The following is a 15468-nucleotide window of genomic DNA, read 5'->3' as shown; positions in this document are numbered from 1 at the left end:
GCATGAGCGGTCGCCGTCGCGCCTCCGATGAGAAGCGTCGCCCGAGCCTGTTCTGGCCGGCGGCGGCGATCGTCGTGCCCGCGGTCGGATGGTTCGCGAAGATCGAGATCGAGGGTGCGGAGCACCTGCCCGAGGACGGTTCCTACGTCCTCGCCCCGAACCACTACAGCGAATTCGACCCTCTGATCGTCGCCGTTGCGACGTGGCGGCTGGGCCGTGCGCCGCGCTTCATGGCGAAGGAGAGCCTGTTCAAGGTTCCCGTCCTCGGTGCGCTCCTGCGCGGCACGGGCATGGTCCCGGTCGCGCGCGCATGGAACTCCGCCGCGGCGAAGCAGACCCTCCAGCAGTCGACCGCCTTGGTCGCCCAGCGACGCGGGGTGATCGTCTATCCCGAGGGCACGCTCACCCGTGACCCCGACATGTGGCCGATGCGCGGCAAGACCGGCGCGGTCCGCCTGGCGCTCGCGGCGGAGAGTCCGATTCCGGTGATCCCCATGGCCACGTGGGGGGTGCAGACCATCCTGCCCCGCTACGGCAAGCTGCGGTTCTTCCCGCCCCGCCGGCGGGTGCGGGTGCTCCTCGGCCCCCCGGTCGATCTCGAAGCCTTCACCGACACGACCCCGGCGACGCTGGCGGCGGCGACGGATGCCGTGATGCACGACATCGCCGAGCTGCTCGGGCGTCTGCGCGGCGAGCAGCCGCCGGCCACCCGGTGGAACCCGGCGCAGCACGGACAGACGGAGACCGGTCGCCTTGAGCCCTAGAGAATCCACCCGGGCCGATGCCTCGATGCCCCGGGTCGCCGTCCTCGGTTCCGGCAGCTGGGGGACGACGTTCGGCAAAGTGCTCGCCGACGGCGGCGCCGACGTGATGATGTGGGCTCGGCGTGCTGAGCTCGCACACGAGATCCGAGAGGGTAAGCGGAACTCGCAGTACCTCCCCGGCGTGAACCTGCCGCGATCGCTGAGTGCCACCCACCACCTCGCCGAAGCGCTCGACGGTGCCACACAGGTGTACATCGCGATCTCCAGCCAAGCCCTGCGTCAGAACCTCAAAGCCGTCCGCCCGCTCATCGCCGGCACCGATGCGCCCATCGTCTCGCTCATGAAGGGCGTCGAGAAGAAGACCGGCCTGCGGATGAGCCAGGTGCTCGAGCAGGAGCTCCGGTGCGACCCCGCGCGGATCGCCGTGGCATCCGGGCCCAATCTCGCCCTCGAGATCGCACGCCAGCAGCCCACCGCGGCCGTCATCTCGTCGACGAGCCAGGAGACGGCAGAGGCGGTCGCCCGTCGCGCGCGCAACCGGTACTTCCGCACCTTCGTCAACACCGACGTCATCGGCACCGAGTTCGGCGGTGTGCTCAAGAACCTCATCGCCGTCGCGATCGGGATCGTCGACGGCGTCGGGTACGGCGAGAACACGAAGGCGTCGATCATCACGCGGGGTCTCGTCGAGATGACGGACTTCGCCGTCGCCCAGGGCGCACAGCCCGAGACGCTGCAGGGCCTGGCCGGTCTCGGCGATCTGATCGCGACCTGCCAGTCGCCGCTCAGCCGCAACAACACTGCCGGGCGTCTGCTCGGTCAGGGGTACAGCTTCCACGAAGTGGTGAAGCAGATGGACCAGACGGCGGAAGGTCTCGCCTCGGTCGCCCCCATCCTCCAGCTGGCCCGGGAAGCCGGAGTCCAGATGCCCATCGTGCAGCAGGTGAAGATGGTGCTCGACGGGGCGATGAACCCCCGCGACATCGCGCCCCACCTGACCACGGACGACGACGAGCCGACCGGCGAGAGGACTTCGAATGACACAGGCGGCGGTGGTGCTGCTCTTTGGCGGTCGATCGAGCGAGCATTCCATCAGCTCCGCCACGGCGGGCGGGGTACTTCGCGCGATTGACCGCGATCACTATCGGGTGATACCGGTCGGCATCACGCGTGACGGCGCCTTCGTCCTCGAGGACGACGAGCCCGACAAGTTCGCGCTGAACCCGGAGCACCTGCCCGAGGTCGTCGACAACGGCACCCGTATCCTGTGGCCCGAGTCCGCCCGCTCGCGCGAACTGCGGGTGCGACGCGCGGACGGCTCCGTCGAGTCCCTCGGCGAGATCGACGTCGTGTTCCCCATCCTGCACGGCCGCTTCGGAGAGGACGGCACGGTTCAGGGCTTCCTTGAGCTCCTCGACCTGCCGTACGTCGGAGCGGGCCTGCTCATGTCGGCGATCGGCATGGACAAGCACACGACCAAGAGCATCCTCCAGGCCGCCGGGGTCCCCGTTGTGCCGTGGGTGACGGTGACCCGATCCGACCTCGAGCGGTCTGCCGACCTCTGGCAGCGCCGCATCCGCGCGCTGGGGCTGCCGGTCTTCGTGAAGCCCGCGCGCGCGGGCTCGAGCGTCGGCGTCTCTAAGGTGTCGGAATGGGACGAGCTCGATGCCGCGCTCGAGACCGCCTTTGCCGAGGACGGGTCCGTGCTCATCGAGCAGGCAATCGTGGGCCGGGAAGTCGAGTGCGGTGTCCTGCAAGGACGCGAGGGGGAAGTGCCCCGGGTGAGCGTCGCCGGCGAGATCGTCGTCTCCGGCAGGGATTTCTACGACTTCGAGGCGAAGTACCTCGGCGCCGACGGCGTCGACCTGGTGTGTCCTGCCGACCTCGCCGACGGCGAGCTCCGTGAGATGCAGCGCATCGCCGCCCGCGCCTTCGAGGCGGTCGGCGGGCAGGGGCTGTCGCGTGTCGACTTCTTCTACACCGGTACCGAGTTCTTCGTGAACGAGGTGAACACGATGCCCGGATTCACGCCGATCTCGATGTTCCCGACGTGCTGGATCGCGTCGGGAATGAGTTACCCCGAACTGATCACCGAGCTGATCGAACTCGCCCGTTAGGGGAGGACCGATGAGCTCTCGACGCACGCGCTCTCGCGCGTGAGGTGGGGAGCCGCGAACGTGCCGATGGTGTCGAGCACGGAGGTCGGGCCGACCGATTCGTTGTCGGTGATGATCTCGAGCGCCGGCACTCGCCCGTAGCTCGTGATCCGGTAGGTCGGCGCCTGCGACTCGTCGACGATCCAATCCATGCCGCCCACGGTGATGCACTGGGCCTCGGTCGGCCCGGGCGGCGTGACACCGCACGACACGATGATCGCAGTGGGCTCGCCCCACGCCGCCGTCGATTGTGCGTCAGTCCAGCGCCGCTCCTGACCGTCGAGCACATCCGGCATCCGCACCATCACGTCGGCGCAGGCCGGGTCATCCGCGGCATCGGCCGGTTCGAGCGCGACGGTGGAGGCGCATCCCGAGAGCGCGACCACGCCGAGCAGCAGGAGAAGAGCGGTCTGGCGCGGGCGGGGCATCACTCCAGGCTACCGTGGTCGGGTGGATGCAGACCTGGTGGGTGATGTCAGTGAGGGCGAGCTGCTCCGCCGTGTCTTCGCGGTTCTGAAGGGCTCGTCCCGCGCGCTGATCGGACCGGGCGATGACGCGGCCGTCCTGGCCACACCGGGTGGGCGGGTCGTCGCGACGACCGACACGCTCGTGCACGGTCCCGACTTCCGGCTTGCCTGGTCGAGCGGCTACGACCTGGGCTACAAGGCCGCGGCGGTCAACCTGTCCGACGTCGCGGCGATGGGCGCGACCCCCACGGCACTCCTGGTCGCCCTCGCGATCCCGGACGACATCCCCGTGCCGTTCGTCGAAGAGCTGGCGAGGGGCTTCCGCGCGGGCTGCGATGAGCTCGCACCGGGCTGCGCTGTCGAAGGCGGAGACCTGACGGTGTCGCGGACGCTGACCGTCGCGGTCACCGCGCTGGGCGTCCTGGAGGGCGACCCGGTCACCCGCGCCGGCGCTCGAGCGGGCGATGAGGTCGCGGTCGCGGGGGAGCTGGGCAGGGCCGGGCGCGGACTCGCTCTCCTCTTCGAACGGTTCCGGTCGCCGGACGGTGAGCCGATCCCGGTCGATGCCGCGTCGCTCAGCCCTGAGGAGCGGCTCGACCTCGCGGCTCAGCTGCGACCCACCCCGCCGGTGGCATTGGGGCCGGTGGCCGCCCGTGCCGGGGCGACCGCGATGATGGATGTCTCCGATGGACTGCTGCTGGATGCCGCGCGGCTGGCCGACGCCTCCGGGGTGACGCTCGATCTGACGGCCGATCTGAGTGATCTCGCGCTGACCGGCGGGGAGGATCACGCCCTGCTGGCCACTTTCGGCGCCGGCCGCGTGCCCGAAGGATTCCGCGTCATCGGCGATGCCGTCGAGCGAACGGCGCATCCGGTGACCCTGCGCGGCGCCGCTCCCGACCGGCTCGGCGGCTGGGATCCGTACCGGGATTGGGATGCCGGAACCGGGTGAGATCAGGCGCGGCCGACCCACCAGAGGGCGGTGTCGCCGTAGGCCTTGGATCGCTCGACCGTCAGGGCAGCGGGGAGATCGGGTTCGCCGGAGCGACGCGAACGCTCCAGGATGATGAGCGCATCGGGCTCGAGTCGGGGGACGAGCAGTTCGAGCGTCGCGGAGAGCTCGGCGTCGGTCATGTCGTACGGCGGGTCGACGAAGACCAGGTCCCACATCTGGGTCGTGCTCCGGAGGTAGGTGTCAGCCGCCGCACGGTGGACACTGATGCGGACCTCGGGGATGGTCCGCGCGACCGACTTCGCGTTCCGGTCGGCGATCGCCGCGGCCTTCGGAGCGCGCTCTACGAGATCGGCGGAGCGGGCGCCACGGCTGAGTGCCTCGAGCCCCAGGGCGCCGCTGCCGGCGTAGAGGTCGAGCACCGCGGCATCCGGGATCACGCCCACCGACTCCAGCGCACCGAACAGCGACTCGCGCACCCGCTCGCTGGTGGGTCTCGTCCCCGCGCCGGGAACGGTCAGGGTGAGGGAGCCTGCCCGCCCTGCGATGATCCTCGTCACTCCGCCACGATAGCCCGACCGGCGTCGGATCCCGCTCGTAGACTCGAGGTATGCCCGGCCATTCCCTCGACACGCCCCTCATCGAGGTGGTCGGGGACAAGGTCGCGAAGCAGTTCGCCCGCGCCTTCGGGACGGTGACGGTCGGAGACCTGCTCGGACACTATCCGCGGCGCTATGCGAAGCGGGGCGAGCTCACGCCGATCGACCAGTTGCCGCTGGGCGAGGTCGTGACGATCGTGGCGGAGGTGCGCTCGGCGTCGACCCGCCAGATGCGGGGCCGGCGTGGCGACCTGCTCGAGATCGTCATCTCCGACGGCGCCGGCACGATGTCGCTCACCTTCTTCGGCCAGGCGTGGCGCATGAACGAGCTGAAGGCCGGCCGCCAGGGGATCTTCTCCGGGAAGGTCGGGGAGTACCGGGGCCAGAAGCAGCTGACCCACCCCGACTACGACCTGTTCGACGACGAGGCAGCGGCGCGCATGAACGCGCTCGCCTGGCAGAACATGCCGATCCCGATCTATCCCGCCACCAGCACACTGCCGAGCTGGATGGTGAAGAAGACGATCGACAAGGTGCTGCAGGGCCTCGGCGCCGTGCCGGAACCTCTGCCCGAGGAGTTCCGACGCCGGCACGGACTGCTCGACGCGCGCACCGCGCTGCAGCAGATCCACGCGCCGGGCTACATCGAAGAAGTCGAACCCGCGCGCCACACGCTCCGCATGCACGAGGCATTCGTCCTCCAGGCCGCCCTCCTGCAGCAGCGGCAGTTCGTGCGGATGATGTCGGCGACGCCGCGGCCGGCGGGCCGCCTGCTGGAAGAATTCGACGCGGGACTCCCATTCGAGCGGACCGCCGACCAGGTGTCCGTGGGGGAGCGGATCAGCGCCGACCTCGTCGGCGCATGGCCGATGAACCGCCTGGTCCAGGGCGAGGTCGGTTCGGGGAAGACCCTCGTGGCGCTCCGCGCGATGCTCCAGGTGGCGGCGTCCGGCGGTCAATCCGCGTTGATCGCGCCGACCGAGGTGCTCGCGGCCCAGCACGTCCGGTCCATCGCTCGGATGCTGGGCCCCCGACTCGCGCCGGAGGTCATGCCGACCCTGCTGACCGGTCAGCTCCCCGCGGCGGAGCGGCGCAAGGCGGCGCTCCGTGCCGCTGCCGGACAAGCCCTCATCGTCGTGGGCACCCATGCGCTCCTCAGCGAGTCGACCACCTTCGCCGATCTCGGACTCGTCGTCGTGGACGAGCAGCACCGCTTCGGCGTCGAGCAGCGAGAGACCCTCCGCGCGAAGGGGAGTTCACCGCACGTCCTCGTGCTCACGGCGACACCGATCCCGCGGACGGTCGCCATGACCGTCTTCGGCGACCTCGATGTGTCGACCATCCGGACGCTGCCGTCGGGCCGCGCGGGCATCTCGAGCTTCGTCGCACCGGTGGGAGAGAAGCCCGCCTGGTTCGCCCGGGTGTGGGAGCGCGTCGCGGAGGAGGTCGCGCAGGGGCGGCAGGCGTTCGTCGTCTGCCCCGCGATCGACGCGGCGACGGACTCCACCGAGGGCGTCGCGGCCGAGGAGGGCGCCGAGGAGCCGACCAAGACCCGGTGGGGCGTCCTGCAGGCGGCGGAGCTGCTCGCCGGGCATCCGTCCTTCCGCGGCATCCGGATCGAGATCCTGCACGGCAAGATGCCCGGTGAGCAGAAGGATGCCGTGATGCAGGCGTTCTCGCGAGGTGAGATCGACGTCCTCGTCGCCACCACCGTCGTCGAAGTCGGCGTCGACGTGCCGAACGCGTCGACGATGGTGATCCTCGAGTCCGACCGCTTCGGCGTCTCGCAGCTGCATCAGCTCCGCGGGCGGGTGGGACGAGGCGGCGTTCCCGGCCTCTGCCTCCTCGTCACCGAGGCGGATGCCGGATCTCCCGCACGCGCACGCGTGGAGGCCGTCGCCGCGACCATAGACGGCTTCGAGCTCGCCGAGATCGACCTCGATCTGCGCGGTGAGGGCGACGTGCTCGGTGACGCACAGTCCGGTGTGCGGTCCTCCCTCCGGCTGCTGCGCGTGGTGGCCGATGCGGAGCTGATCGCGACTGCCCGGGCAGAGGCGGAGGTGGTCCTCGCCGCCGATCCGACCCTGGCCGCGCACCCCGGCCTCGCCGCGGCGATCGAGGCACGGGTGAGCGGTGCCGAGCGGGCGGCGCTGGCCAAGAACTGACGTGATCGGCGCCCTCCGGATCTTGGTTAGGCTCGGGGCATGAGCAATCGGATCGCCGTGGTTCCGGGTTCGTTCGACCCGCCGACCCTCGGCCACCTTGATGTCATCCGCCGGGCCGCGGGTCTGTACGACCGTCTGCATGTTCTCGTCGTGCACAACCCCGGCAAGGAAGCCATGCTTCCGATCGCTCAGCGGCTCAGCCTCCTCGAGCAGTCGATCCAGGAGAGTGACATCGACGGCGATGTGGTCGTCGCCGCCTGGAGCGTCGGATTGCTCGTCGACTACGCGACCGACGTGGGCGCGGGCGTGCTCGTCAAGGGCATCCGGTCGCAGGTGGACGTCGCATACGAGACGCCGATGGCGATCGTCAACCGCCACCTCGCTCACGTCGAGACGGTCTTCCTCCTGCCCGACCCGGCTCACGCGTTGGTCTCCAGCTCGCTCGTGCGTCAGGTCGCGTCGCTCGGAGGGGACGTCTCCCCGTACGTGCCGCCCGCGGTCGCCCGCTTCCTCGACACCGGCGCGCGCGGACTCTGACACGTGTCGGCGCACGGAGGGGCGCCGAGTGCCGCCAGGCCGCGTACGATTGACCCTCGTGGTGAGAAAGCATGTGAGCGGTCCGTTCGTCCTTCCCGTCCGCGACCTCATCCGCAAGCCGGGCGAGATGCGCGAGTTCGATCTGTCCGTCCCGGCGCCGGAGAAATGGGGCGAGGGCATGGCCTTCGTTCCCGCCGGCGAAAGCGTCGATGTCGCCGTCCGACTGGAGTCGGTCCACGAAGGCATCCTGGTCTCCGCCGACGTCGACACGAGCTATGAGGGACAGTGCAGCCGGTGCCTCACCGACCTGACACGCCCGCTCGAAGTCGAGATTCAGGAGCTCTTCGGGTATTCTGATGACGAAGCGACTGACTTCCAGGTTCAAGACGACCACGTGGATCTTGAAACTCTGGTGAGGGATGCGATCGTCCTGTCACTTCCGTTCCAGCCGGTGTGTCAGCCGGATTGCCCCGGGCTCGACCCGAACACGGGTGAGAAGCTGACCGAAAGCGCCGTGCCGGAGACGCAGATCGACCCGCGCTGGAATGCGCTGGCCGCCTTGACGGCCCACACCCCAGACCACGACGACGAGGCAGCACGCCCCGCCGCCGACGACACAGAGAAGAGCTGACCATGGCAGGTAACCCCCCGAAGCGGAAGGTCTCCCGCTCCAACACCCGTTCGCGTCGCGCGCAGTGGAAGGCCGAGGCCCCCACGCTCGTCAAGACCATCGAGAACGGCAAGGTCGTCTACAGCCGTCCCCACCAGGCGAAGGTCGTCACCGACTCGCAGGGCACGGAGCTGTTCCTCGAGTACAAGGGCCGCAAGGTCGCCGACATCTGATCGGCGCGTCGTGACAGACGCCGCTGCGGACTCTTCCGCACTCTCCGACAAGCTCGGGGTCGACATCGACCCCGAGCTTCTGTCGCTTGCCCTGACCCATCGGTCGTTCGCCTATGAGAATGGCGGGATCGCACACAACGAGCGCCTCGAGTTCCTCGGCGATTCGATCCTGGGGCAGGCGGTGACCGTGCACCTGTACCGCCGGCATCCCGAGCTCGATGAGGGATCGCTCGCGAAACGCCGTGCGAGTGTCGTGTCGACCGTCGCGCTGGCGCAGGTGGCCCGCGGCATCGACCTCGGCGCTCACCTCCGGCTCGGTCGCGGCGAGGACCAGACCGGGGGACGCGACAAGGACTCGATCCTCGCGGACACCACGGAGGCGCTCATCGGCGCGACCTACTTGTCCGCGGGAGCCGATGCCGCAACCGACCTCGTCCTGCGGCTGGTCGCCCCGCTGCTCGCCGACCCGGAGCGGTACGGCGCGGCGATGGATCCCAAGACGAGCCTTCAGGAACTCGCGGCTCGTCAGGATCTGCCCGCCCCGGTCTACTCCGTCGAGGCTGCCGGCCCCGACCACCATCGTCTGTTCACCGCGACGGTCAGTGTCGGCGGCGCGTCCGCGCGCGGCACCGGATCCAGCAAGAAGCAGGCCGAGATGGCGGGCGCGCTCGCGCTCTGGCGCGAGCTGTCCGCGTGATGCACTCCCGTGCCTGAACTCCCCGAAGTCGAGGTCGTGCGTGCGGGCCTCGCCCCCGCTGTGGTCGGTGCGCGCATCGTCGCGGTCTCCGTCCATGACGAGCGCGCGCTGACGCGGCATCCGGGCACATCCGCATCCTTCGAGGCTGAGCTCACCGGAGCAGAGGTCGCCGCTGCGGTGCGCCGGGGGAAGTTCCTGTGGCTGCCGCTCGATCGGCGAACGCGCGCACTCGTCGGCCATCTCGGCATGAGCGGTCAGATGCTGTTGCGGGAGTCAGGCGCGCCCGCAGACCGTCATGAACGCGTCCGGCTCGACATCGCCCATCCGCTCCACGGCGAACTCGCGGTCGTGTTCGCCGATCAACGCACCTTCGGTTCGCTCGCGATCGACGATCTCCTGCCGACGCCCGATGGCGCGGCCGGGGGATTCGGCGCACCCGAGGCCGTCGTGCCCTCGCAGGTCGCGCATATCGCGCGCGACGCACTCGATCCGGCCTTCTCCGAGCGCGCGTTCCGAGCTGCCCTCGGCCGCTCGCGCTCCGCGATCAAGCGGGTGCTCCTCGATCAGACCGTCGTCAGCGGCATCGGCAACATCTACGCAGACGAATCGCTCTGGGCGGCACGCGTGCACCCCGAGACGCCGGCTCGCGACCTCGCCACGCGCACGGCCAACCGGCTGCTGGCCGAGGTGCGCGCCGTCCTCCAGAAAGCGTTGATCGAAGGCGGGACGAGCTTCGATGCGCAGTACGTCAATGTCAACGGGCAGGCCGGCTATTTCGCCCACTCCCTGAACGCCTATGGTCGCACCGGCCAGCCGTGCCCGCGGTGCGGGACGCCGATCGTCAGGGTGAGCTTCACCAACCGCTCGAGCCACTACTGCCCCAGGTGCCAGCGACGCCGGTGACCGCGGCGCCGGATTCCCGGAGCCGCGGTCACGCAGACGTTCAGCTGGCGAGCGTCTTCTTCCACGCGCCGATGTAGGCGCGTGGAACGAAGCCGATCTCCTCGTTGATGTCCAGCATGGGGCGGTTCTCCTCGGCGTTGAACGTCAGGATGCGCCCGGAGTGCGGAGCGATCTCGTGCCACCGGAGGATCCCGGCGCACTTCACGAGCTGGCCGAGCTTGTGTCCCCGGTGCTCCTTCAGGACGAGCGTGTCCATCTGGTGCGTCGTCGCCGATTCGTCCACTCCGCTCACGAGTTCGTTGAAGGCCACGACGTCACCGCTCTCCTCGTGGATCGCGACCGTCACCAGCACCGTCTGGCCGGCGTCGGTGAAGCGCGCGTCGTGGCGTGCAAGTCGCTCCACGTCCCACGTCTCCTCGTCGATGTCGAGCGCTGCCGTCGGCACGTCGGTCGACATCCGCGATTTCGCCCACGCGTAGCCGGCGGCGTGCTCCGGTGGCGTCGGCAGTGTCCACTGCTCGACGCGGTAGCCGGTCGAGCGCGTCCGCGCAGCGTCGAGGAGTGTGGCGACGTGCGGGAGCGCGGCCTCGATCTCGAGAGTGCTCTTCCGCTCGACCTGCTCGAGCGTGTACCCGAGGTCGAGGTAGAACCGCGCCGCTCGATCGCGGGGGATCTCGCCGAACCCGGTCGGCGAAGGCAGTGTCGGCCCCGACGCCTCGGGGTGCTCGGCCCACGACTCGAGGACGGTGCGCCCGTGGGCGCGCGCCGTCTCCTCGACCAGTGGGTAGAGGGCGCGACCGAGACCGCGACCCTGCACGGCTTCGAGGAGCTCGACGAGCCAGTAGGCGACTTTCGAACCGGGTTCGAGCGGCACGTCGACGCCGACGCGACCGACGATCTCACCGCCGACGCGCACCACGTGGACGACGCGAATCTCGTCGGGGTTCGGTGCGTAGTGCGGCAGGAGCTGCGCCGGCGTCAGCGTCTCGTCGTCGTTGCCGGCGATCTCGCGGTAGATCCGGTTGCGGACCTCGGTGAGCTGGATGAAGTCCGACGCGTCCTCGTCTTCGAGGCGTGCGGGGATGACCAACGGGTGGACCGTGAAGTCGATGGGGGTGTGCATGAGAGTGCTGCTTTCGTGTGCCGGGGCCACGGCGGGGGAGCCGTGGCCCCGGGAGGGGGTCACCGGAGGGGTGCGCAGGTGTGGAATGCGCGGGCCGCGACGCGTTCGCGTCGCGAACGCGTGGCATCCGCTCGACGCCGTGCACGGAGGGCGTCGCGGCTGGGGCCGGGCCGGGTGCTCCACAGGAGCAGTCGGACGGCGACCTTGATCGCGATGCGGTCGACGAGGTTCGGGCGGACGGTGCGGTCTGCCAGATCGGGATGCTGCAGCGCGGCGGGGACCGCCGAGATGCGCTGCGGCGCGTGGATCGTTGACATGAGTGTGCTCGATTCGGATGGGGTGATGGATGCCGCGAGGGTGCGGCGAGGATCGTGCCGCAGCACGAGGGAGGTGGCGGTCAGGCGACGGGGGATCCGAGTCGCCCACGAGAGGTGGGCGACTCGGATCGCCGGTCGAGTCGCGGGAAGCGACTCGGGGCGTGGCGTCACCTGAGCGAAGGCGCTCAGGTGAATCGTCGGAACAGCGGCGCGTTACGCGCGGGTGTTCGCCATGGCGCCGAAGGAGACGGTTCCCGCTCCAGGACGCAGAGCGGTGAACGCCCGGTCGGTGGTGGTGATGTCGGTCATCATGTCGGGAACCTCCTTTCTCAGACTTCTGACGCGAGCACTGAGACTAGACCTGCCTTCCGCGCGCCGTCAAGTCTCGCGCGGAATCCGTCCGCTACCGTGGACCGAGACCCGAGCCGGAGGCGGACCTGTATGCACCTGAAGAGCCTGACGCTCAAGGGCTTCAAGTCGTTCGCGCAGCCGACGACCTTCGTCCTCGAGCCGGGTGTCACGTGCATCGTCGGACCGAACGGTTCGGGAAAGTCGAACGTCGTCGACGCGCTCGCGTGGGTCATGGGGGAGCAGGGGGCCAAGACCCTCCGCGGCGGCAAGATGGAAGACGTCATCTTCGCCGGCACCGCCACACGCGGCCCGCTCGGGCGAGCCGAGGTGCAGCTGACGATCGACAACAGCGACGGAGCGCTCCCGATCGAATACAGCGAGGTCACGATCAGCCGGACGCTGTTCCGCAACGGCTCCAGCGAGTACGCCATCAACGGCGAGAGCTGCCGCCTGCTGGATGTGCAGGAGCTGCTGAGTGACTCGGGCCTCGGCCGTGAGATGCACGTCATCGTGGGTCAGGGTCGCCTGGACACCGTCCTCCAGGCGAGCCCCGAGGACCGCCGCGGCTTCATCGAGGAAGCCGCAGGGATCCTGAAGCATCGGCGGCGCAAGGAGAAGACGCTCCGGAAGCTCGCCGCGATGGAGGCGAACCTCACGCGGCTGAGCGACCTCGCCGGTGAGCTCCGTCGCCAGCTGAAGCCGCTCGGAAAGCAGGCCGAGATCGCGCGGGAGGCAGCCACCATCGCCGCCGTCGTGCGCGACGCGAAGGCCCGGCTGTACGCCGACGAGCTGGCAACCCTGCGCCGTGAGCTCTCCGAGCACGTGCAGGGCGAGCAGGAACGCCACGCCGAGCGCCTCGTGCTGCAGGATCAGGCCGATCAGATCGCCGAGCGCATCTCCGCGCTCGAGGCCGATCAGCGGTCCGAAGCCGTTGACCGCGCCCGTGCGGTGACCTTCGAGCTGGGTCAGGTCCAGGAACGACTCCGCGGTCTCTATTCGCTCGCCGGTCAGCGGCTCACCCTCCTCGAGGAGGAGGCGCAGCCCGCCCAGGAGACGGCGACCGTGACGCAGGCCACCATCGACGAGGCGCGGGCCGAGATCGATGAGATCGCCGCAGGGCTCGGTGACGCCCAGGACGCGGCTGCGGCTGCGGCGCGGGAGGTGATCCGCGCGCGGGCCGAACTCGATGCTCTGGACGCCGACATCGCCGCCCAGAGCGCGCTCGTGTCCGAACACGACATGCGACTGGCCTCCCTTCGGGGCAAGGCGGATGCCGCGACGTCGCGCCTCGACGCCCTCCGCGCCGTCGTGGACCGTCAGCAACGTGCCCTGGACGCCGCGCGTGAGAGGCGCGATGAGTCCGCTGCGGCGCTGGCTGCCATCGAGCCCGAGGGGGAGGCCCCGGCGGACAGCAGTGCGGAGCACGCCGCTGCCTACGAGCGTTCTCAGCGCCAGGCGACCGAGGCTGAGACGGAGCTCTCCGGAATCCGCGATCGCCTGCACGCAGCGGAGCGCGAGCGCGAATCGCTTCTGGCTGAGACGGCAGCGCTGGGGCGTGCGCTGGACATCCGCAACGCAGCCGCCACCGTGATCGCCCGGGGCGAAGACGGCGTCCGTGGCCTCGTCGGCGATGCGGTGAAGGTGACCGCCGGTTATGAGGCCGCTGTCGCGGCCGCCCTCGGCGCCCTTGCCGAAGGCGTCCTGGTCGATGACCTCGACGCCGCACGCCGCGCGATCGATGCGGCGCGCGCGGACGATCTCGGCGTGCTGGACATCGCCCTCTCCCACGGGCCGAAGATCGCACCGCCCCCGATGACGGGCCTCACCCCGGCCGTCGAGGTCGTCACGGCACCCCCGGGCGTGCTGGCTGTCCTCTCTCAGGTCGGCATCGCCGAGGATCTCGACGCAGCCCACGCGGCCGCCTCCGCCGCAGCCGCGGACGGGGTGACGCTGTCGGTGGTCACCCGCACCGGGGAGGTCGTGACCGCGAGCACGATCCGGGCGGGTTCGGGTCAGTCGCGTTCCCGGCTGGAACTGTCCGCCGAACGGGATGCCGCAGCGGAGCGCTTGAGCGAGATCACCGTCCTGGCGGATTCACTCCGCGGCGGGCTCCAGGACGCGCAAGCCGCGTGGGACAGTGCCCGCGCGCAGACCACATCGGCGCTGCAGGCGCTCCGTGAGCACGATTCCGCGCTGGCAGCGCATGCAGAGCAGCTCAACCGGGCGACGGTCACGTTAGAGGCCGCGACCGCCGAGTGCGAGCGCCTCGAGGGCGGCGTCCGTCAGGCGGCCGCCGCGGTCGCGGACGCGGAGGCGGCGGCGACCACCGCAGCCGATGCGCTCGCCCAGGTGCAGGACCTGCCTCGCCCGATCCTCGACGCGTCCGCACGTGACGGTCTCCTCGATGCGCTGGAGGCCGCACGCTCGGCGGAGATGGAGAGCCGCCTGGGGGTTGAGACCCTCAAGGAGCGGGTACGGGCCGCCGAAACGCGCGTCGTGCAGCTCGAACGGCAGCGGGAGCGGGAGCGCGCGGCCGCCGAGGAGGCCGCGCGGCGGACGGTCATCCGCCGCGAGCAGCGAGCGATCGCCGCGGAGGTCGCGGCGCAGCTGCCGCCGGTGCTCGACTCCGTCGACCGATCGGTCGCGCAGGCACGCGTGGAACTCGAACGCGCGGAGCAGACCCGCACGGCAGTGACCGCCGAGCTCACGTCGCTGCGGGCGAAGGACGCCGAGATCCGAGGCCGTCTCGGGCGTCTCACGGAGTCGGTGCACGGGCTCGAGCTGCAGATCCACGAGAAGCGTCTCCACGTGAACAGCCTGCTCGAGAGAGTCGGCTCGGAGCTCGCGCTTTCCGAAGACATTCTCCTCGCGGAGTACGGCCCCGACATCGCCGTCCCCGGTGACGGAGATGCGGAGGGGACTCCCTTCGACCGCGCCGACCAGCGTCGCCGGCTCCAGGAGGCGGAGCGCAAACTCGGTCAGCTCGGCCGGGTCAATCCGCTCGCCCTGGAGGAGTTCGCCGCCCTCGAACAGCGGCACGCCTTCCTCACCGAGCAGCTCGATGACCTCGTGCAGACCCGTAAGGATCTGCTCACCATCATCGAAGAGCTCGACGAGCGCATGCAGACCATCTTCATCGCGGCTTTCGAAGACACCCGGGTGGCTTTCGGCGAGGTGTTCCCGATCCTCTTTCCCGGTGGCACGGGCAGCATCTCTCTGACGGACCCCGACAACCCCCTCACGACCGGCATCGAGGTCTCGGTGCGCCCCGTCGGGAAGAAGATCGAAAGACTGTCGCTGCTGTCCGGTGGGGAGCGGTCGCTCGCCGCAGTCGCGCTCCTGACGGCGATCTTCAAGGCGAGGCCGAGTCCGTTCTACATCCTCGACGAGGTCGAAGCGGCACTCGACGACGCCAACCTCGGTCGTCTGCTCGGGGTGTTCGAACAGTTGCGCGAGTCCAGCCAGCTGATCGTGATCACCCACCAGAAGCGGACGATGGAGATCGCCGACGCACTGTACGGCGTCTCGATGCGGCAGGACGGTGTCTCCGCGGTCGTGGGCCAGCGCGTCCGCGAGCGCGCCACCGCGTGATCC

15 protein-coding genes are annotated in these 15468 nt (G+C 69.9%); 11 read left to right on the top strand and 4 right to left on the bottom strand.

The window, feature by feature from the left end; all coding sequences use genetic code 11:
- The first annotated feature begins 2 nt into the window (after positions 1 to 2).
- Genes ACHFGS_RS06970 through ACHFGS_RS06960 form a run of 3 tightly spaced genes read left to right on the top strand, consistent with a single transcriptional unit; the run spans position 3 to position 2881 of the window.
- On the top strand, positions 3 to 764 hold the full coding sequence (locus tag ACHFGS_RS06970) for a lysophospholipid acyltransferase family protein (RefSeq protein WP_394278239.1): 762 nt from the start codon (positions 3 to 5) through the stop codon (positions 762 to 764).
- Between the two features lie 25 nt (positions 765 to 789).
- Positions 790 to 1896 (top strand): NAD(P)H-dependent glycerol-3-phosphate dehydrogenase, encoded by a 1107-nt coding sequence (locus tag ACHFGS_RS06965; protein ID WP_394278240.1) that lies wholly within the window; start codon positions 790 to 792, stop codon positions 1894 to 1896.
- On the top strand, positions 1802 to 2881 hold the full coding sequence (locus ACHFGS_RS06960) for a D-alanine--D-alanine ligase family protein (RefSeq protein ID WP_394278241.1): 1080 nt from the start codon (positions 1802 to 1804) through the stop codon (positions 2879 to 2881). Before ACHFGS_RS06965 ends, ACHFGS_RS06960 begins: the two co-directional genes overlap by 95 nt.
- Here the strand turns inward: ACHFGS_RS06960 and ACHFGS_RS06955 are convergent.
- Positions 2878 to 3348, bottom strand: coding sequence for a DUF3515 family protein (locus ACHFGS_RS06955; RefSeq protein WP_394278242.1), 471 nt, complete (start codon positions 3346 to 3348; stop codon positions 2878 to 2880). The two genes, ACHFGS_RS06960 and ACHFGS_RS06955, sit on opposite strands and share 4 nt — an antisense overlap.
- 22 nt (positions 3349 to 3370) lie before the next feature.
- On the opposite strand from ACHFGS_RS06955, the gene thiL reads away from it, so the two are divergent.
- Positions 3371 to 4339, top strand: coding sequence for a thiamine-phosphate kinase (thiL, locus tag ACHFGS_RS06950; RefSeq protein ID WP_394278243.1), 969 nt, complete (start codon positions 3371 to 3373; stop codon positions 4337 to 4339).
- Positions 4340 to 4341: 2 nt separating this feature from the next.
- Here thiL and rsmD read toward each other — a convergent pair whose 3' ends face one another.
- Positions 4342 to 4899: a 16S rRNA (guanine(966)-N(2))-methyltransferase RsmD gene (gene rsmD / locus ACHFGS_RS06945; RefSeq protein WP_394278244.1), complete on the bottom strand. Its 558-nt coding sequence runs from the start codon at positions 4897 to 4899 to the stop codon at positions 4342 to 4344.
- Positions 4900 to 4949: 50 nt separating this feature from the next.
- On the opposite strand from rsmD, the gene ACHFGS_RS06940 reads away from it, so the two are divergent.
- From ACHFGS_RS06940 to mutM, 6 genes are all read left to right on the top strand, one after another.
- Positions 4950 to 7103 (top strand): ATP-dependent DNA helicase RecG, encoded by a 2154-nt coding sequence (locus tag ACHFGS_RS06940; protein WP_394289301.1) that lies wholly within the window; start codon positions 4950 to 4952, stop codon positions 7101 to 7103.
- A gap of 39 nt (positions 7104 to 7142) precedes the next feature.
- The gene (coaD, locus tag ACHFGS_RS06935; protein WP_394279156.1) at positions 7143 to 7640 is read left to right on the top strand and encodes a pantetheine-phosphate adenylyltransferase; all 498 of its coding nucleotides are present in this window, start codon (positions 7143 to 7145) and stop codon (positions 7638 to 7640) included.
- 73 nt (positions 7641 to 7713) lie between these two features.
- Positions 7714 to 8271, top strand: coding sequence for a YceD family protein (locus ACHFGS_RS06930; protein WP_394279162.1), 558 nt, complete (start codon positions 7714 to 7716; stop codon positions 8269 to 8271).
- A gap of 2 nt (positions 8272 to 8273) precedes the next feature.
- Positions 8274 to 8483, top strand: a complete 210-nt coding sequence (gene rpmF / locus ACHFGS_RS06925; protein WP_018188062.1) for a 50S ribosomal protein L32 — start codon at positions 8274 to 8276, stop codon at positions 8481 to 8483.
- A 10-nt stretch (positions 8484 to 8493) separates the two neighbouring features.
- Positions 8494 to 9180, top strand: a complete 687-nt coding sequence (rnc, locus tag ACHFGS_RS06920; protein WP_394279157.1) for a ribonuclease III — start codon at positions 8494 to 8496, stop codon at positions 9178 to 9180.
- 9 nt (positions 9181 to 9189) lie between these two features.
- Positions 9190 to 10083 carry a bifunctional DNA-formamidopyrimidine glycosylase/DNA-(apurinic or apyrimidinic site) lyase gene (mutM, locus tag ACHFGS_RS06915; protein WP_394279158.1) on the top strand — a complete coding sequence of 298 codons (894 nt, stop codon included), beginning with the start codon at positions 9190 to 9192 and terminating at the stop codon, positions 10081 to 10083.
- A 40-nt stretch (positions 10084 to 10123) separates the two neighbouring features.
- Here the strand turns inward: mutM and ACHFGS_RS06910 are convergent, their stop codons facing one another.
- A complete protein-coding gene (locus ACHFGS_RS06910; RefSeq protein ID WP_394279159.1) occupies positions 10124 to 11206 on the bottom strand; it encodes a GNAT family N-acetyltransferase in 1083 nt (360 codons plus the stop codon).
- 59 nt (positions 11207 to 11265) lie between these two features.
- Positions 11266 to 11523: a hypothetical protein gene (locus tag ACHFGS_RS06905; protein WP_394279160.1), complete on the bottom strand. Its 258-nt coding sequence runs from the start codon at positions 11521 to 11523 to the stop codon at positions 11266 to 11268.
- Positions 11524 to 11964: 441 nt separating this feature from the next.
- On the opposite strand from ACHFGS_RS06905, the gene smc reads away from it, so the two are divergent.
- The gene (gene smc, locus ACHFGS_RS06900) at positions 11965 to 15465 is read left to right on the top strand and encodes a chromosome segregation protein SMC (protein ID WP_394289300.1); all 3501 of its coding nucleotides are present in this window, start codon (positions 11965 to 11967) and stop codon (positions 15463 to 15465) included.
- The last annotated feature ends 3 nt before the right edge of the window (positions 15466 to 15468 follow it).

Origin of the sequence: Microbacterium sp., from assembly GCF_043427715.1 — a bacterium.
GTDB lineage: Bacteria > Actinomycetota > Actinomycetes > Actinomycetales > Microbacteriaceae > Microbacterium.
The sequence above is the reverse complement of the archived record's forward strand: the minus strand, read 5'-3'. Positions and strand labels throughout refer to the sequence as shown.

Coding starts and splice junctions, on each gene's coding strand:
- smc (WP_394289300.1), top strand. CDS start 11,965: ATGCACCTGAAGAGCCTGACGCTCAAGGGCTTCAAGTCGTTCGCGCAG.
- ACHFGS_RS06965 (WP_394278240.1), top strand. CDS start 790: ATGCCCCGGGTCGCCGTCCTCGGTTCCGGCAGCTGGGGGACGACGTTC.
- coaD (WP_394279156.1), top strand. CDS start 7,143: ATGAGCAATCGGATCGCCGTGGTTCCGGGTTCGTTCGACCCGCCGACC.
- ACHFGS_RS06940 (WP_394289301.1), top strand. CDS start 4,950: ATGCCCGGCCATTCCCTCGACACGCCCCTCATCGAGGTGGTCGGGGAC.
- ACHFGS_RS06970 (WP_394278239.1), top strand. CDS start 3: ATGAGCGGTCGCCGTCGCGCCTCCGATGAGAAGCGTCGCCCGAGCCTG.
- rpmF (WP_018188062.1), top strand. CDS start 8,274: ATGGCAGGTAACCCCCCGAAGCGGAAGGTCTCCCGCTCCAACACCCGT.
- ACHFGS_RS06905 (WP_394279160.1), bottom strand. CDS start 11,523: ATGTCAACGATCCACGCGCCGCAGCGCATCTCGGCGGTCCCCGCCGCG.
- ACHFGS_RS06955 (WP_394278242.1), bottom strand. CDS start 3,348: ATGCCCCGCCCGCGCCAGACCGCTCTTCTCCTGCTGCTCGGCGTGGTC.
- ACHFGS_RS06960 (WP_394278241.1), top strand. CDS start 1,802: ATGACACAGGCGGCGGTGGTGCTGCTCTTTGGCGGTCGATCGAGCGAG.
- ACHFGS_RS06910 (WP_394279159.1), bottom strand. CDS start 11,206: ATGCACACCCCCATCGACTTCACGGTCCACCCGTTGGTCATCCCCGCA.